Origin of the sequence: Mycobacterium mantenii (assembly GCF_001667865.1) — a bacterium.
GTDB lineage: Bacteria > Actinomycetota > Actinomycetes > Mycobacteriales > Mycobacteriaceae > Mycobacterium > Mycobacterium mantenii_A.
Map to the genome: position 1 here is coordinate 24,415 of NZ_LZJP01000026.1, position 16,111 is coordinate 40,525.

General features: G+C 69.3%; 13 protein-coding genes. 7 read left to right on the plus strand and 6 right to left on the minus strand.

The genetic code is table 11. From position 1 onward, the window contains the following. Window positions 1-50 precede the first annotated feature (50 nt). Window positions 51-1,175: an NAD(P)/FAD-dependent oxidoreductase gene (locus A5688_RS03920; protein WP_067914699.1), complete on the plus strand. Its 1,125-nt coding sequence runs from the start codon at window positions 51-53 to the stop codon at window positions 1,173-1,175. Between the two features lie 17 nt (window positions 1,176-1,192). On the opposite strand, the gene A5688_RS03925 is transcribed toward A5688_RS03920, so the two are convergent. Beyond that, window positions 1,193-2,671 carry a multicopper oxidase family protein gene (locus tag A5688_RS03925; protein WP_120312464.1) on the minus strand — a complete coding sequence of 493 codons (1,479 nt, stop codon included), beginning with the start codon at window positions 2,669-2,671 and terminating at the stop codon, window positions 1,193-1,195. A 2-nt stretch (window positions 2,672-2,673) separates the two neighbouring features. After that, window positions 2,674-3,411 carry a metalloregulator ArsR/SmtB family transcription factor gene (locus tag A5688_RS03930; RefSeq protein WP_067914696.1) on the minus strand — a complete coding sequence of 246 codons (738 nt, stop codon included), beginning with the start codon at window positions 3,409-3,411 and terminating at the stop codon, window positions 2,674-2,676. A gap of 183 nt (window positions 3,412-3,594) precedes the next feature. Here A5688_RS03930 and A5688_RS03935 point away from each other — a divergent pair, with 183 nt between their 5' ends. The 3 genes from A5688_RS03935 (at window position 3,595) to A5688_RS03945 (ending at window position 6,105) form a co-directional block, all read left to right on the plus strand. Then, a complete protein-coding gene (locus tag A5688_RS03935; protein ID WP_242660411.1) occupies window positions 3,595-4,767 on the plus strand; it encodes an APC family permease in 1,173 nt (390 codons plus the stop codon). 123 nt (window positions 4,768-4,890) lie between these two features. Continuing rightward, window positions 4,891-5,388, plus strand: a complete 498-nt coding sequence (locus A5688_RS03940; RefSeq protein WP_067914694.1) for a flavin reductase family protein — start codon at window positions 4,891-4,893, stop codon at window positions 5,386-5,388. Between the two features lie 3 nt (window positions 5,389-5,391). Further along, window positions 5,392-6,105 (plus strand): pyrimidine reductase family protein, encoded by a 714-nt coding sequence (locus tag A5688_RS03945; RefSeq protein WP_067914692.1) that lies wholly within the window; start codon window positions 5,392-5,394, stop codon window positions 6,103-6,105. Between the two features lie 18 nt (window positions 6,106-6,123). Here the strand turns inward: A5688_RS03945 and A5688_RS03950 are convergent, their stop codons facing one another. Beyond that, the gene (locus tag A5688_RS03950) at window positions 6,124-6,720 is read right to left on the minus strand and encodes a hypothetical protein (RefSeq protein WP_067835954.1); all 597 of its coding nucleotides are present in this window, start codon (window positions 6,718-6,720) and stop codon (window positions 6,124-6,126) included. Window positions 6,721-7,085: 365 nt separating this feature from the next. Between A5688_RS03950 and A5688_RS03955 the strand changes: the two genes are divergently transcribed. From A5688_RS03955 to A5688_RS03965, 3 genes are all read left to right on the plus strand, one after another. Further along, entirely contained in the window at window positions 7,086-7,427 is a 342-nt protein-coding gene (locus A5688_RS03955; RefSeq protein ID WP_067835952.1) for a hypothetical protein, read from the plus strand. Between the two features lie 174 nt (window positions 7,428-7,601). After that, a complete protein-coding gene (locus tag A5688_RS03960; protein WP_067914690.1) occupies window positions 7,602-9,428 on the plus strand; it encodes a serine/threonine protein kinase PknE in 1,827 nt (608 codons plus the stop codon). A gap of 15 nt (window positions 9,429-9,443) precedes the next feature. After that, window positions 9,444-10,958, plus strand: a complete 1,515-nt coding sequence (locus tag A5688_RS03965; protein ID WP_067914688.1) for a serine/threonine-protein kinase — start codon at window positions 9,444-9,446, stop codon at window positions 10,956-10,958. A gap of 10 nt (window positions 10,959-10,968) precedes the next feature. Here A5688_RS03965 and A5688_RS03970 read toward each other — a convergent pair whose 3' ends face one another. The 3 genes from A5688_RS03970 to A5688_RS03980 are packed head-to-tail and all read right to left on the minus strand — an operon-like array spanning window position 10,969 to window position 16,093. Then, complete coding sequence (locus A5688_RS03970) at window positions 10,969-12,453, minus strand: MFS transporter (protein WP_067835946.1); 1,485 nt, start codon at window positions 12,451-12,453, stop codon at window positions 10,969-10,971. 47 nt (window positions 12,454-12,500) lie between these two features. Further along, on the minus strand, window positions 12,501-14,291 hold the full coding sequence (gene ngg, locus A5688_RS03975; protein ID WP_067914685.1) for an N-acetylglutaminylglutamine synthetase: 1,791 nt from the start codon (window positions 14,289-14,291) through the stop codon (window positions 12,501-12,503). Beyond that, window positions 14,288-16,093, minus strand: a complete 1,806-nt coding sequence (locus A5688_RS03980; RefSeq protein WP_067914703.1) for an N-acetylglutaminylglutamine amidotransferase — start codon at window positions 16,091-16,093, stop codon at window positions 14,288-14,290. The genes ngg and A5688_RS03980 overlap by 4 nt, the downstream gene beginning before the upstream one ends. Window positions 16,094-16,111 lie beyond the last annotated feature (18 nt).

The following is a 16,111-nucleotide window of genomic DNA, read 5'->3' on the forward strand; positions in this document are numbered from 1 at the left end:
CGTATCGGTCAACGGCTCGTCCGCACTGTACGCAGGGCAGGATAGCGGGCATGGAGCGAAAGCGTGTCGTCGTCGCCGGGCTCGGGGACGCGGGCGTCCTCGCGGCGATCCGGCTGTCCCGGCATGCCGACGTCGTCGGGATTTCGGCCAAACCCGCGCTGGTGAGCGGCCAGGAACTCGGTGTCCGGCTCTCGCGTCCGCACGATTGGGCCCGCGACTACTGGATTCCGTTCGACCGGTTCCGCCGCCTCGACGGCGTTCGCACCGCGCAGGCCACGCTGACCGGGGTGGACCTGGCCGCCCAAACCGTCTTCGGCCGAACCGAAGACGGCGCGACCATCACCGAGGGATACGACGCGCTGGTCATCTCGACCGGCGTCAGCAACGGCTTCTGGCGCCAGCCGACCCTGCAGTCGGCCGCCGAGATCGAAGCGGGGCTGCGCGCCGCGCACGACCGGCTGGCCGCGGCCGGGTCGGTGATCGTGGTGGGCGGCGGCGCCGCGGCGGTCAGCAGCGCGCTCAACATGGCAACCACCTGGCCGGACAAGCGAATCGACCTGTACTTCCCCGGCGAGTCCGCCCTCGAGGGGCACCATCCGCGGATATGGCAGCGGATCCGCGCTCGACTTTCCGAGCTGGGCGTCGGCCTGCACCCCGGACACCGCGCCGTCCTCGCGGAAGACTTCACCGGCGACGAACTCACCGGCGAACCGGTCCGATGGAGCACCGGACAACCGCAGGCCGACGCCGACGCCGTGCTCTGGGCGATCGGGCGGGTGCGGCCCAACACCGAGTGGCTGCCGCCGGAGTTGCTCGACGAGCGCGGATTTGTGCGGGTCACCCAGGAACTGCGGGTCCCCGGTCACCGGGGTGTGTTCGCGGTCGGCGACGTCGCGGCGACCGATCCGTTGCGCAGCTCGGCCCGTAACCGCGGCGACGCCCTGGTGGCCCGTAACGTCCTCGCCGACTTCGCCGGCCGACCGCTACGCGCGTACAAGGCGCCGACGCGGCGGTGGGGTTCGTTAGTGGGTATACAGCCCAACGGGCTGGAAGTCTTCCTGCCCACCGGCCATGCCTTCCGCTTCCCGTCCTGGTCGGTCGAACGCGTGGTGATGCCGTGGATCGTGCGTTGGGGCATGTATCGGGGGGTGCGCCACAACAACCCGCTCGGGTAAGGGGGATTTCTTGGCGATCAGCGGCTGTTGAGCAGCAGCATGAGCCCGTAATCCATGTGGATCTGTTGATGGCAGTGCAGCAGCGAAAGGCCGTCTTGGTCGGCTACGAAATCGACCTCCATGCTCTGGTAGCCGCCGAGCATGGCGACGTCCTTGCGGACACCGGCGGTGGGCGTCCCGGCGAACCGGGTGATTTCGAACGTGTGCCGGTGCAGGTGCATGGGGTGCAGGTCGTCGCTGGCGTTGCGGAACCGCAGCCGGTAGCGCTTGCCGCGCTCGATATCGAGCACGGGCTTGTTGGTGTCCATCGCGAACGGCGCGCCGTTGATCGTCCAGACGTTGAAACCGTTGTCGGCGGCGTTGCGTTTCTCGATCAACAGGTCGAGGGTGTGATCGGGCGGCGCGACATCCGCCGGCCCGGCGGCGCCGAACGGCCGGTAGTCCCACATGAACGGCGGGGGCGGCACCCATTGCGGATCGCCTGCGCGCCCGGCGTATTCGACGACCATCCCCATTCCGCGACCGCGGTCATCGTCGGACAGATCGCCCAACACCCAGACACCCGGATTGGTCATGGTCACGACGGCCGAGATCCGTTCGCCGGCGCCGAGCCACAACACCGGCACGGTGGCCCGCGTGGGCACCGGGTTGCCGTCCAGCGCGACAACGTCGAAAGTGTGCCCGGGCAGCGCCAGACTGCGTGTTTCGGTGGCGCTGCCGTTGAGCACGTGCAACAGCACCCGCTGACCGGTGCGCACGCGCAGGGGATCGCCGTGGCCCAGTGTGCGTCCGTTGATCGCGAAGGCCCCGTATCCGACCTCGTTACCGGGTGACTCGCCCCGACCCAGCGAGGCGGCCATGGACGACTCGCCCCTCTCCTTGAGATCTGGCTCCTGCTCACCGGCCAGAAAATCGCCGGCCATGTCGCCGCCGCGGCTGAACTTGGGCTCAAACTCCTTGAGCGTCAAGAAGACTTCCTGGTCGTAAGCGCCCGCATTCTCGGCGGGCTCGATGTAGACCGGACCCACCAGACCGCTGTACTGGCCACGGGACAGGTCCGCGCGCGGGACGACATGGGTGTGATAAAAGCGGAAGCCCGCCGGGCCGGGGACGAAGGAAACCCTGCGCATGCCGTGTGCGGGGATGTCGGGGGTCCCCTCCTCGGCGGAGCCGTCGACGTCCACGCCGACGTGCTGCCCGTGCCAATGCAACTGCTCCGGGGCATCGGTGTCGTTGAAGACGTCCACCCAGGTGCGCCGGCCCTCGGTGAACCGCAGCAGCGGGCCTGGAAATTGGCCGTTGTAGGTCAGGGTCGACACCACCCGGCCCGGGGCCAATTCGACCTTCGCCGAGCCGATCCGCAGCGTGTAATCGGCTTTGCCGCCGGGTGGGCCGGGGGGCGAGGGGCGCGAACATGCGGCACCCGCCCCGGCGGCTGCGCTTCCCGCCGCCGTCAACGCGGCCCATGTGCAGAACTGACGCCGATTGAGGGCCATGATCACCGCCCGCCCGCGCGGGCCGCCAGCAGGGGCAGGAAGAAGTCGACGCGCTGGCTCAATTCGCTTGCCACACGCCGGAATTCGGGGTAGCCGGCGCTCGACGGGTCGGGCACGCTCCAATGCGTCGTGGTGGCCAGATCGTGGTCGCGCGCGTACTCGCGCACCTTGTCGCACAACGTGATCACGCAGTCGAAGCGGCGCCGGGAAACCGCGGCCAACGGCTGGGGCCGGGTGCCGCCGAGATCGATGCCGTATTCGTCGCGCATGACCCGCAGGGCGTTGGCGTGGAGCTCGGCTTTCGGGTGGCTGCCCGCGCTCGCCGTCCGGATGCGGCCCTGGCCCCGTTGCTTCAGCAGCGCCGCGGCCATGGGTGAGCGCGCACTGTTGCCGGTGCACAAGAACAACACCGACCGGGTTGCCGTCGGCGCGGGCGGCGCGGGCGCCAGCGCCGGATGCAACGCGGCGGCGGCCTCGCCGAATGCCTTGGCGCACTTCGTCAGGTCCAGCCGGTAATAGGTGTCGCGGCCGTCGAAGTTGCTGCGCCGCGCGTCGACGAGTCCGGCCGAACGCAACAGCCGCAGGTGATAGGAGACCAGGTTCTGCGGCTCCCCGACGGCGGCGGCGAGTTCCCGCACCCGGTGGTCCCCGGATGCCAGCGAGGTCAGCAGCGCCCACCGCAACGGATGCGACGCCATCTGCATCAGCGGCGGGACGGCCGCGCGACCTGCTGCGGGCATACTTCCGCACAATACATCAAACAGATTTGATAGGTTAGGCGCTGCGCAGGGTGACACCGCGCCTGTCCGACTTGCCAGGAGACGAAAGTGTCCGAAAGCACCCCGATCCACACCCCGGCCGCCGGCGACGAATTGCGCCGCAGTCTCGGGGTTTTCGACGCGGTGGTGATCGGGCTGGGGTCGATGATCGGGGCGGGGATTTTCGCGGCGCTGGGACCCGCCGCGCATGCCGCCGGCTCGGGACTGCTGCTGGGCCTGGCGCTGGCGGCGGTGGTGGCCTACTGCAACGCCACGTCCTCCGCGCGACTGGCGGGGCGCTACCCCGCATCGGGCGGCACCTACGTCTATGGCCGAAAGCGGTTGGGCGACTTCTGGGGATACCTGGCCGGGTGGGGCTTCGTCGTCGGCAAGACCGCGTCGTGCGCGGCGATGGCCCTGACCATCGGCTACTACGCCTGGCCGGCGCAAGCGCACGCGGTGGCCGTGGCGGCGGTGGTTGCGCTCACCGCGGTGAACTACGCCGGCGTGCAGAAGTCGGCCTGGCTGACCCGCATCATCGTCGCCGCGGTGCTGGCCGTGCTGGCCGCGGTGATCGTCGCCGCGTTCACCTCCACGGCGGCCGGCACCGATTCGCTCCGCCCGACCGGCGCGACCATCGGGGGTGTCGTCCAGGCCGCGGGTCTGCTGTTCTTCGCCTTCGCCGGCTATGCGCGCGTCGCCACGCTGGGCGAGGAGGTGCGCGACCCGTCCCGCACCATTCCACGCGCGATACCGTTGGCCCTCACCATCACCCTGGCCGTCTACGCACTGGTGGCCGTGGCCGCCCTCTCGGTGCTCGGGCCGGCCCGCCTCGCCCGCAGCGCCGCCCCGCTCGTCGACACGGCCCGCGCGGCGGGAACGGCCTGGCTGGTCCCCGCAGTCCAGGTGGGCGCGGTGGTCGCCGCGGTGGGCTCCCTGCTCGCCCTGATCCTCGGCGTCTCGCGCACCACGCTGGCCATGGCGCGGGACCGCCATCTGCCCCACGCGCTGGCCGCCGTGCACCCCCGGTTCCAGGTGCCCCACCGCGCCGAACTGCTGATCGGCGTCTGCGTCGCGATCCTGGCCGCCACCACCGACCTTCGCGGCGCCATCGGGTTTTCCTCCTTCGCCGTGCTGATCTACTACGCCATCGCCAACGCCTCCGCGTTCACCCTGGGCCCCGACGAAGGGCGCCCGCACCGGGCCATCCCGGTGATCGGGCTGCTCGGCTGCGTGATGCTGGCGTTCGCGATGCCGCTGCCCTCGGTGCTGTCCGGTGCGGCGGTGCTGGGCATCGGCGTCGCCGCCTACCTGATTCGGTGGGCCATTTCGCGATGATGTTGCGGCGCAACCCAAGCCACGCCTGACGTCGACGAACACCGTCGGCGCCGGGCATGCCGCGCCGCCGGGCAAATTGCGGCCACAGGATTCCCCGCGTTCCGAACGGGGAAGACTGACCGGATGTGCGACCCGGGAACCGACGCCTTCGACAAGCTGGTGTCGCTGCTGAACTATCCGATGTACGTCGTCACCACGCAGGCCCACGGCACCCCGGCCGGCTGCCTGGTGGGCTTCGCCAGCCAGACCAGCATCCATCCGCCCCGATTCCTCGTCGGGCTGTCCCGGCGCAACCACACCTTCCGGATCGCCAGCGACGCCACCCACCTGGCCGTGCACGTGTTCGACCACGAACACCTCGACGTGGTGGAGCTTTTCGGCAGCCAGACCAGCGACACGGTCAACAAGTTCGACCGCTGTTCCTGGCATCGCGGCCCCGAACAGATGCCCATCCTCGACGATGCCGCCGCCTGGTTCGTCGGCGAGATCGGAGAACGTTTCTCGCTGGGTGACCACGTCGGGCACCTGCTCGCACCCGTGGGCGGCAGTCCGCCGAAGGAACTGGAGACCTGGGTGTCCTTCGGCGACGTGCGCCAGCTGCAGCCCGGCCACGAGGCCTAGCGCGTGAACGAATCGCCCCGGATCAGCGCCGTCCCCAGCATCATCGAACTCGCACCCTTCTACGCCGATCCCCCGGATGGTGTGCGCGCCAACATGATCTTCAGCGCCGACGGTGCCGCCGCGTTCGGCGGCCGCGCCGGTCCGCTGTCGTGCCCCACCGATCAACGGCTCCTGCAAATCCTGCGCGGCCTCGCCGACGTCGTGCTGGTCGGCGCCGGCACCGCGCGCGCCGAGAACTACGGCCCGGTCGCGCTCAGCGATGCGGCGCGGGCCAGACGCCAGCACGAGGGGCGAGCCGAACCACCGCCGATCGCCGTGGTGAGCCGCAGCGGTCAGCTACCGGAGCGCCTGTTCGGCAAACCCGACCAGCCGCCGATCCTGGTGACCTGCGCGCGAACCGCGGCACGATACGACCCCGACGACGACCGCCAACACCTCCTGGTGGCCGGGGAAGGCTCGGTGGACGTCTCGCGCGCCGTCGCGATGCTGCGCGAGCTCGGCATGCGCCGCATCCTGTGCGAGGGCGGACCGACGCTGCTCGACGAGCTGGTGCAAGCCGACGCCATCACCGAGCTGTGCGTGACGATCGCGCCCAAACTCGCGGCCAGTCAACCGGTGGGCCACCGGCCGCCTGCCCCGCTGGCCGCCCCGGTCGCGCTGCAGCTCGATCACGCGTTGGTCTGCGACGGCTATCTGTATTTGAAGTACCGCCGTTGAGTCCGGCCAATTCCCAATTCAGCGCGGCCCCATCATTCCGCCGGGCCCCATCATGCCGGGTCCCATCATGCCGCCCGACCCCATGCACCCGGGGCCCATCATTCCTCGCATCATCGCCGGCATGCCGTCGCGCACGAACCCGGTCACCTCACGGGCATGGGCACGGATAACCTCGGCGAGCGCGGGATCATCGGAGGTTTCCTCGGCGATGACGCCCGCGGGCGTAAGTGTCAACTGCCGGCGGTAACCACCGGCGTTGCGGAACAGCGTGGGCAGGCTCTGGCTCATGCACATCACCTCCGTGCCCTGATCCAAATGCGCATACATGCTCGACACATGCGCATGCAGTTGCGCGGTGAGATCGGAAGCAGCTGACTGGGTTGTGGTGCGGACACCGCCGGGGATCTCCTCAACCGTGCGGGTGATCTCCGTGTGCCGGTTGAACATGTCCATGTACAGACGCATGTCGGCATGACCGGCGCCCATCATGCCCCCGCAGTCGGCCAGGCGGATCCGAAACGCGGGCCCGGCACCGACCCGCAACGCGTAGCCGATGCCCACCGCCGCGCTAGCACTTAGCGCCGCGAGCGCGGTCCGCCGGGTGAATCCGGTCATCGTGACCTCCTGGAAAACAGCTGAGACGCCCAGGCGGGTGCTGCCGTCGTGCTCCTCGGCGCCGTGCTATCAGTGCACCACTGCTCATCGTCCGCCTCAATTCCTGACGACGCGTCGCCAACGCCGAATATGGTGCGAGAGATTGATGCGTTATGTTGCGGCCTGGCTACGCCTGACGCGGCCCTCAAACTCATCGTGACCCGCGCGCGGCCGTGCGCGGACCGCGCTCGACATGCAGCCGACGGCGCCTGTTCCTATGATGAAAATGCCCGGTTTGACATTTGATCCGATCGCCCCCGGTGACGTCACCTTCAGTTGATCGCTGTCCCCTTCCTCGATGCACACAGAAAAGGATCACCGGCCAGGTGAGCAGTTCAGACGACGACCATGACTTCCGTAATCTGGCGGTGAACCGATTGCGCCCCAGCGAAATTCAATGGGCGCTGAACCACGATGCGGTGCATGGGATCGCCTACGCGTTCAGGAATCCCGTCGCGGTCGCCGACTCCCTCGAGGATCCCGACGACGACCGAAAGACCTACCTGGTGCGGGTCAAGCGCGAGGACCTGGCCATCGCGCTGGAAAAGATCAACGAATGGATTTTCGACAATCCCGGCCCGTCCGGAATGCAGGCGTACGGATTCGTCCGTGCGCTGTCCCGAGAAGGGCTCACCGAACGCGCCACCGGTGATGACGACAACCATTAATCGCGCGCCGTCGAATTAGCTGGCTTTCGCTATTCGCCGTGCCTCGCGGTCGCGAAAACCTTAGCCTTATGCCTGCATGCCACCGTGAACGCGGATCCGGCGCCGGCACTGGCCGGGTGCCGGAGGACGCCGGTCGTTGGTTTGCGGCGCACGGCTGGCGATGAGGAGTCTTGGATGGGTGACGCGACCGCGGATTCGCGGGAGGGTACGCAATTCGGGCCGTATCGGCTGCGGAGGTTGGTCGGTCGCGGCGGCATGGGCGACGTCTACGAGGCCGAGGACACGGTGCGCGAGCGGATCGTGGCCCTGAAACTGATGTCGCGGACCCTGTCCAACGATCCGGTATTCCGCTCGCGGATGCAGCGCGAGGCCCGTACCGCCGGGCGGCTGCATGAGCCGCACGTCGTACCCATCCACGACTTCGGTGAGATCGACGGCCAGCTCTACGTCGACATGCGGCTGATCGACGGCAAAGACCTGGCCAGCATGCTGAAACGCTTCGGACCGATATCCCCGCCGCGGGCGATAGCGATTGTCCGCCAGATCGGTTCGGCGCTCGATGCCGCCCACGCGGCCGGGATCCTGCATCGCGACGTGAAGCCGGAGAACATTCTGGTGAGCGCCGACGACTTCGCCTACCTGGTCGATTTCGGCATCGCCAGCGCGACTTCCGACGAAAAACTCACCCAGATCGGCACCACCGTCGGCACCGCCAAATACATGGCCCCGGAGCGGTTCGGCGACTCCGAAGTAACGGCCCAGGCCGACATCTACGCTCTGGCCTGTGTGCTGTACGAGTGCCTGACCGGCTCGCCGCCCTACACGGGCGACCAGCTGAGCGTGATGGGCGCGCACGTGCGCCAGCCGATCCCGCGACCGAGCGCGGCGCGGCCCAGCATCCCGGCGGCCTTCGACGGGGTCATCGCCCGGGGCATGGCCAAGGACCCCGCAGACCGCTTTCTCACCTGCGGTGACCTGTCGGCCGCGGCCTATGGGGCGTTGGCCGCGCCCGATCAGGACCGGGCCACCGACATCCTGGAGCGCAGTCAGGTGGCAGCGCCACCGGCCGCGTTCGCGGGCCAGGCGGTCGGCGCCCAGGCCGCCGGCGGCCAGTCCGTCGGCGGGTTCGCACCCGCTCCCCCAGCGCCGCAACAACAGCCGGTCGGTCCCTGGCCCACGCCGCCGGCCACGCTGTTGGCTTCCGGCGCACCGGGGTTGCAGCCGACGGCGTGGGGTGGTCCGCCGGTTTGGACGAACGCCGGCGGCGCGGCGCCCCCGCCCTGGGGCCAGCCGCCGCGGGCCGGCCGCAAGCCCTGGCTCTGGGTCGGAGTCGCCGCCACCCTCGCGGTGGCCCTCATCGGGGTGCTCCTCGGCGTCGTCCGCCCCTGGGAATCGAAGTCCCGGCCGGCACCGGTCCCGCCCCCACCGCCGCCGGACGCGGTCGCGCTGCGGGTCCTCGACGACGGTGTGTTCGTGGGCAGTTCGGCGGCCCAGGCCACGATCGACATCTTCAACGAACCCATCTGCCCGCCGTGCGGCAGCTTCATCAGGTCGAACGCCGCCGACATCGACACCGCGGTGAACAACAAGAAGCTCGCCGTGCGCTATCACCTGCTCAACTTCCTCGACGACAAGTCGCACAGCCAGGACTACTCGACGCGCGCGGTGGCGGCCACCTACTGCGTAGCCGCGCAGAACGACCCCAAGCTCTACGCCGCCTTCTATTCCGGCCTGTTCGCCAGCAACTTTCAGCCACAAGAGGGCGCCGCCGAGGACCGCACCGACGGCGAGCTCGCGCAATTGGCCAAGACGGTCGGCGCCGACGCGGGCGTCATCACCTGCATCAAGTCCGGCGATGACCTCGGCACGGCGAAAACCAAAGCGGCGAACGGCTACTCGACGCTGTCGGCGGACAACGCCAACTCCACCCCGTTCGTGTGGGACGGCAGCACGGCGGTGAACTACCAGAACCCGGCCTGGCTGACGAAACTCACCGGATAACAAGCGGTGTCAGCGATGAGCGACGCGCAGGGCTCGCGGTCGGGGTCGACGTTCGGGCCGTACCGGCTGAAGCGGCTGCTCGGCCGCGGCGGAATGGGCGAGGTCTACGAAGCCGAGCACACCGTCAAGCAGTGGACCGTCGCGGTGAAGCTGATGTCGCACACCGTCAGCCAGGATCCGTTGTTCCGCAAGCGAATGGAGCGCGAGGCCCGCATCACCGGCAGGCTGCTGGAGCCGCACGTGGTGCCGATCCACGACTACGGCGAAATCGACGGCCAACTGTTCTTGGAGATGCGTCTCATCGAGGGTGTCGACCTGGACAGCTTGCTCGAACGGGAGGGACCGCTGCCCGCGCCGCGGGCGGTGGCCATCATCCACCAGGTCGCGTCGGCTCTGGACGCCGCGCACGCCGCCGGGGTGACCCATCGTGACGTCAAGCCGCAGAACATCCTGATCACCGGCGACGACTTCGCCTATCTGGTGGACTTCGGTATCGCCAGCGCCAAGACCGACGAGAAACTCACCCAACTGGGCACCGCGGTGGGAACCTTGAAATACATGGCGCCCGAACGCTTTTCGAGTGACTCATCGAACAGCGACGTCACTTCCCGCGCCGATGTGTACGCGCTGTCCTGTGTGCTCTACGAATGCCTGACCGGGACCCCGCCGTACACCGCCGACAGCACCGGCGCGCTGGTCACCGCGCACATGATGCAGCCCATCCCCAAACCCAGCGCGCACGGCGTGAGCCCGGCCTTCGACGCGGTGATCGCGGCGGGGATGGCCAAAGACCCCGCCGAGCGCTATCCCACCGCCGGTGCCCTGGCCGACGCCGCGCACAAGGCGCTGACCAGCCCCGAGCGCGAGCGCGCCGACACGATCCTGGAACGCAGCGACACCGCGGACGCCGACCTCCCGATCAGCCCGCCCGCACCGCCGCGACGCAAGCACACCCGGTGGCCGGTGGTGGCCGCCGCGGCCGTCGTCACCGTCGCGATCGCCGCCGTCGGCGTCTGGCTGGTGCTCAAACCGACCAGCCAGCCGCCGCACCGGACCGGTTCGGGCAAGACCGCGCCGCCGTCGGCCGCCGCCCCCACCGGCGACCAGGCGCGGCTGATCAGCCTGCTCCCGCCGGGTTACCTGCCCGGCACCTGCACGCCGGCCACTCCCGAGTCGGGCAGCGTCTGGGTGCACGCGGTGGCGATGGTGACCTGCGGACAGAACACCCAGCCCGGCGGCCCGACCCGGGCCACCTACGGGCTGTTCGGAACACCCGACCGGCTGAAGAAGGCCTTCACCGACGACGTCGGCAACGTCAGCCTGGTGAACTGCCCCGGCGAGGGACGCTCACCCGTCAGCTGGCACTATGACGAGACCCCCAACGACATGGCCGGCCTGATCGCGTGCGGCACCTACAACAACCACCCGAACGTGATCTGGTCCAACGACGCGAGACTCATGCTCAGCGACGTCACCGGGGACCCGGGCACCGTCGAGGACCTGCACACGTGGTGGGACGCCTACGGCTGACCCGTCCGGACTAGTCCGTCACCGGTTCCGAATCCTCTTCGCGCTCAGCGTCTTCCACGGTCAGCGGCAACGCCAGCTCCTCCAGCGGGCGCTGCTCGGCGGCGATGCCGAGCCACAGTTCGACCAGGCCCGCCGCCGCCATCACCACCGCGCCGATGAGGAACGACCAGACGACCTCGCTGCGCATGCCGGAGTTGATCAGCTGACCGAACAGCAGCGGGCCGGTGATGCCGCCGATCGCGGTGCCCATCGCGTAGAAGAACGCGATCGCCAGCGCCCTGGTCTCCATCGGGAAGATCTCGCTGACCGTCAGGTACGCCGCGCTGGCGCCCGCCGACGCCAGGAAGAACGCGACGATCAGCACGCCGATGAAGGCCCACACACCGCCGGCCTGGGTGAGGAACACCACCGCCAGCGCCACCACCGCGACGCCGGAACCGATGTAGGTCAGCGTGATCATCGGTTTGCGGCCGACGGTGTCGAACAGATGCCCGAGGACCAGCGGGCCGGCGAAATTGCTCAGCGCCCACAGCACGAAGAACACCGGCACCATCCCGGACGGCACGGCGTAGAAGTTGTGCAGCAGCGTGCCGAGGTTGAACGTGACGCCGTTGTAGAGGAACGCCTGCCCGATGAACAGCGCCAGTCCGAGCACCGCGCGGCGCGGGTAGAGCTTGAACGCCACGGCGGCGATCTCCCGGAACGAGATCGCCGTGCGCTGGCGAATCCGCAGCGCCTTGCCCTGCGGCTCGGGCAGCGGCTCGCCGGTCTCCTGCCGGACCGCCTCTTCGATCTCGCCGACGATCTGCTCCGCCTCGTCGTCGCGGCCGTGGATGAACAACCAGCGCGGGCTCTCCGGGACGTTGCGCCGGACGAGCAGCACGAAGATGCCGAGGATGGCGCCGATGCCGAAGGCGAGCCGCCAGCCGATGTTCGGCGGGAAGTTCGACGTGTTCAACAGGATCAGCGCGCCGCCCGCACCGGCGGCCGAGCCCAGCCAATAGGTTCCGTTGATCACCAGGTCGACCCGACCGCGCACCCGCGCCGGGATCAGCTCGTCGATGGCCGAATTGATGGCCGCGTATTCGCCCCCGATGCCCGCGCCGGTGAAGAAGCGGGTCAGGAAGAAATACCACGGGGCGAACGCGAACGCGGTCGCGACGGTGGCCACCAGATAGATCGCCAGGGTGAGGATGAACAGGTTCCGCCGGCCGAACCGGTCCGTCAGGTGACCGAAGAACAGCGCCCCCGAACACGCGCCGGCGATGTAGATCGCGGCCGCCATGCCGATCTGCGCGGCGTCCAGCGCGATGCCACTGTTGTGCTCCATGAGCCGGGCCGACACGTTGCCCACCATCGTGACCTCGAGCCCGTCGAGCACCCACACCCCGCCCAGGCCGACGACCACCCGCCAGTGAAACCGCGACCACGGCAGCCGGTCCAGCCGCGCCGGCACATGCGTCGAGATGGTCTTGGTCTGCGCGCTCGCACTCATGCGGTCTCCGTTCGGCGGTTGACAGAGATTTACCCACTCAGCGGGCGTCACCCACGATCGGACCGGGACTCCTCGGGAGTCCAGGCCTGCGGTTGGCCGGGGTGGCCGGGGAAGAGAAAGTCGATGAAGGCCGCGGCCGTGGGCTGGGGTTCGTGGTTGGCCAGCCCCGGGCGCTCGTTGGCTTCGATGAAGGCGTACTCGGCGCCGGTGACGTCGGGCACCAACAGGTCGATGCCGGTGACCGGGATGCCGATCGCCTCGGCCGCCGTCACCGCGACGCGGCACAGTTCGCTGTTCACGTGCGCGGTGACGTCATGGATGGTGCCCCCCTGATGCAGGTTGGCGGTGCGGCGAACCCGCAGGCGGGTGCCCTGCGGCAGCACGTCGTCCAGGCTCCAGCCGGCTTCGGCGATCGTCGACTCCGTGAGGTCGTCGAGCGGGATGCGGGACTCACCGCCGGTGGCCGCCGAGCGGCGCCGGCTCTCGGCCGCGATCAGGTCCCGCACGCTGTGCTCGCCCGTGCCGATGACCTCGGGAGGCATTCGCAGCGCGGCCGCGACGACGCGGCCGTCGATCACCACCAGCCGAAGGTCGTCGCCCTCCACCCGCTGCTCGATCAGCACGTCCGGGTATTGCTGGCGGGCCCGGGCCAGGGCGGCGCTGAGGTCGTCGGGCCCGTTGTCCGGGACGACCCCGACGGTGATGCCCTTGCCCTGCTCGCCGCGCGTCGGTTTGACGACGACCTCGCCGACCTCCTTGAGGAAGGCGAAATCGCTCTCGTCGAAGGTGGCCAGCCGGGCCCGCGGCACCGTGATGCCCGCCTCGGAGACCAGGCGCCGCGTCAACCGCTTATCGTCGCAGCGGCACATCGCCACCGCCGAGGTGTACTCGGACAGCGATTCCCGGGTGATGACGCTGCGGCCGCCGTGCGTCAGCCGCATCTCGCCGGTCTCGGCGTCGAGCACCTCGACCCAGATCCCCCGGCGAAGCGCCTCGTCGGCGATGATCCGGGCGTAGGGATTGAGGTCGTCGACCGTCTCGGGCGGCGGGCTGAACAACGGTTCGTTGATCGCGTTCTTGCGCTTGATCGCCAGCACCGGCACGCGACGGAAACCCAGCTTCTCGTACAGGCCGATGGCGGCCGCATTGTCGTGCGCCACCGACAGATCCATGTAGGCGCGACCCGCGCTGCGGAAGTGCTCGGCCAGGGCCCTGGTGAGGGCGCCACCCACGCCGGGCAGCCCGGCGGCCGGATCGACCGCCAGGGTCCACAGGCTCGATCCTTCCTCCGGGTCGTTGAACAGCAACTCGTGATCGACGCCGGTGACGGTGCCGACCACGGCGCCGTCCTCGTCGCGCACCGCGAGCAGGTACTTCACCGCGGGCACGTTCTGGTGGTTGTCCCAGATCACGTCCACCCCGGCCGGGACCATGCCGCAGCGCACGTAGACGCGATTCATGGCGTCGGCATCGATCGGGTCGTTGAGGGTGCGCACCGTCACGCCCAGCGGCGCCGGCGCCAGGTTCTTCGTCTCCGGCGTGAAACGCAGCCGATAGGTGTGGCTGGGGTCGATGAACAGCTCGGTGGGTGCCTCGGCGACCACCACGTGGGATTCGCGGGCGTAGATGCAGATGTCGCGCCGCCCGGGTCCCTCGCGGCGCAACGCCTCGACCAGTTCATGGGAATTGGCGAAGGTCTGCCCGAAAATCAGTCGGCCCCAACCCAGCTCGAGCTCGACATCTTTGGCCATCGCGTCGACCAGTTCGGGCGGCGAGGCGTCGTGCAGACCGAGCGTGATCGCCTCGGTGTGGTCGCCGGAGGGGTCGACCATGGTCATGCAACCGGGCCCGTCACACCGTGACGCTGTAACCAGAGCTCGAGCAGCGCGATCTGCCAGAGCTCGTTGCCGCGCAGCGGGGTCAGCTTGCCGTTGGGGTTGGCCAGCAGCGCGTCGACCGCGTCGGTGTTGAACAGGCCGCGTTCCTTGGCGGTGGGTGCGTAGAGGGCGTCGCGGACCATGTCGAGGTACGGGCCTTCGAGGTGGGTCAGCGCCGGGACCGGGAAGTAACCCTTGGGGCGGTCGATGACCTCCGACGGAATCACCCGTCGCGCAGCCTGTTTCAGGACGCCCTTGCCTTCGTGCGCGATCTTGTATTCCGGCGGGCAGGTCGCGGCCAGCTCGACCAGCTCGTGGTCGAGGAACGGCACCCGGCCCTCCAGCCCCCACGCCATCGTCATGTTGTCGACCCGCTTCACCGGGTCGTCGATCAGCATCACCGTCGTGTCGAGCCGCAGCGCGCGGTCGATGCCGGTTTCGGCGCCGGCCTGCGCGAAGTGCTCGGTGACGAACCGCAGGCTGGGGTCGCCGGGCGCGACGATGCCCGAGCCGACCAGCGCCTGAACCCCGGCCGCGTCGCGGTCGAAGAAGGCGCCGCGGTACTGGGCGACCGCCCCGTCCAGGGTGGCGGCGGCGGGATCACCCATCGGCGGATACCAGTGGTAGCCGGCGAACACCTCGTCGGCGCCCTGGCCGGACTGCACGACCTTCACGTGCCGCGCCACTTCCTGGCTGAGCAGGTAGAAGGCGACGCAATCGTGGCTGACCATCGGCTCGCTCATCGCGCCGATGGCCCCGTCGAGCGCGGGCAGCATCCGGTCGGTCTCGATGCGGATCTGGTGGTGGTCGGTCTCGAAGCGCTCGGCCACGATGTCGGAGTACTGGAACTCGTCGCCCTTGACGCCGCCCGCCGACTCGAAGCCGATGGAGAAGGTCGACAGCCCGTGCTGGCCGGCTTCGGCGAGCAGACCCACGATCAGGCTGGAGTCCACGCCGCCGGACAGCAGGCAACCGACCGGCACGTCGGCGACCAGGCGGCGCTTGACCGCCAGTCGCAGCGTGGACAGCACGGCATCTTCCCAGTCGCGTTCCGACCAGTCCGCGCGGTCCGAGTGCCGGGTGAAGTCGGGCGCCCAGTAGGTGGTGACGGTGCGTTTGCCGTCGGGCTCGATGGCCACCAGCGAGGCGGGCGGCACCTTGCGGACCCCGCGCAGGATGGTGTTCGGCGCGGGCACCACCGAGTGGAAGCTCATGTAGTGGTGCAGGGCGACCGGGTCGATCCGGGTGTCCACGCCGCCGCCGGCCAGCAGGGCGGGCAGCGTCGACGAAAACCGGATCCGGTGGCTGTCCTCGGTCAGGTACAGCGGTTTGATGCCGAGCCGGTCCCGGCCGAGCAACACCCGCCCGCTGTCGCGTTCGACGATCGCGAATGCGAACATGCCGAACAGATGGCTGACGAAGTCGTCGCCCCACCGGTGGTAGGCCTTGATCAGCACCTCGGTGTCGCTGTGTGAGAAGAAGCGGTAGCCGTACCCGCTGAGTTCGGAGCGCAGCTCCTTGTAGTTGTAGATGCAGCCGTTCCAGGCGATGGACAGACCCAGCTCGGAGTCGACCATCGGCTGGGCGCCGGCTTCGGTCAGGTCGATGATTTTCAGACGACGATGGCCCAGCGCGACCCGGCCCTGCGACCAGGCGCCGCCCGCATCGGGGCCCCGCGGTGTCAGCACAGCGGCCATCGCTGAGACCGCCGCTACATCGGGCGCCCGCCCGTCGAGCCGGACCTCCCCGGTGACTCCGCACACGTCCTCGACCCTACCGTT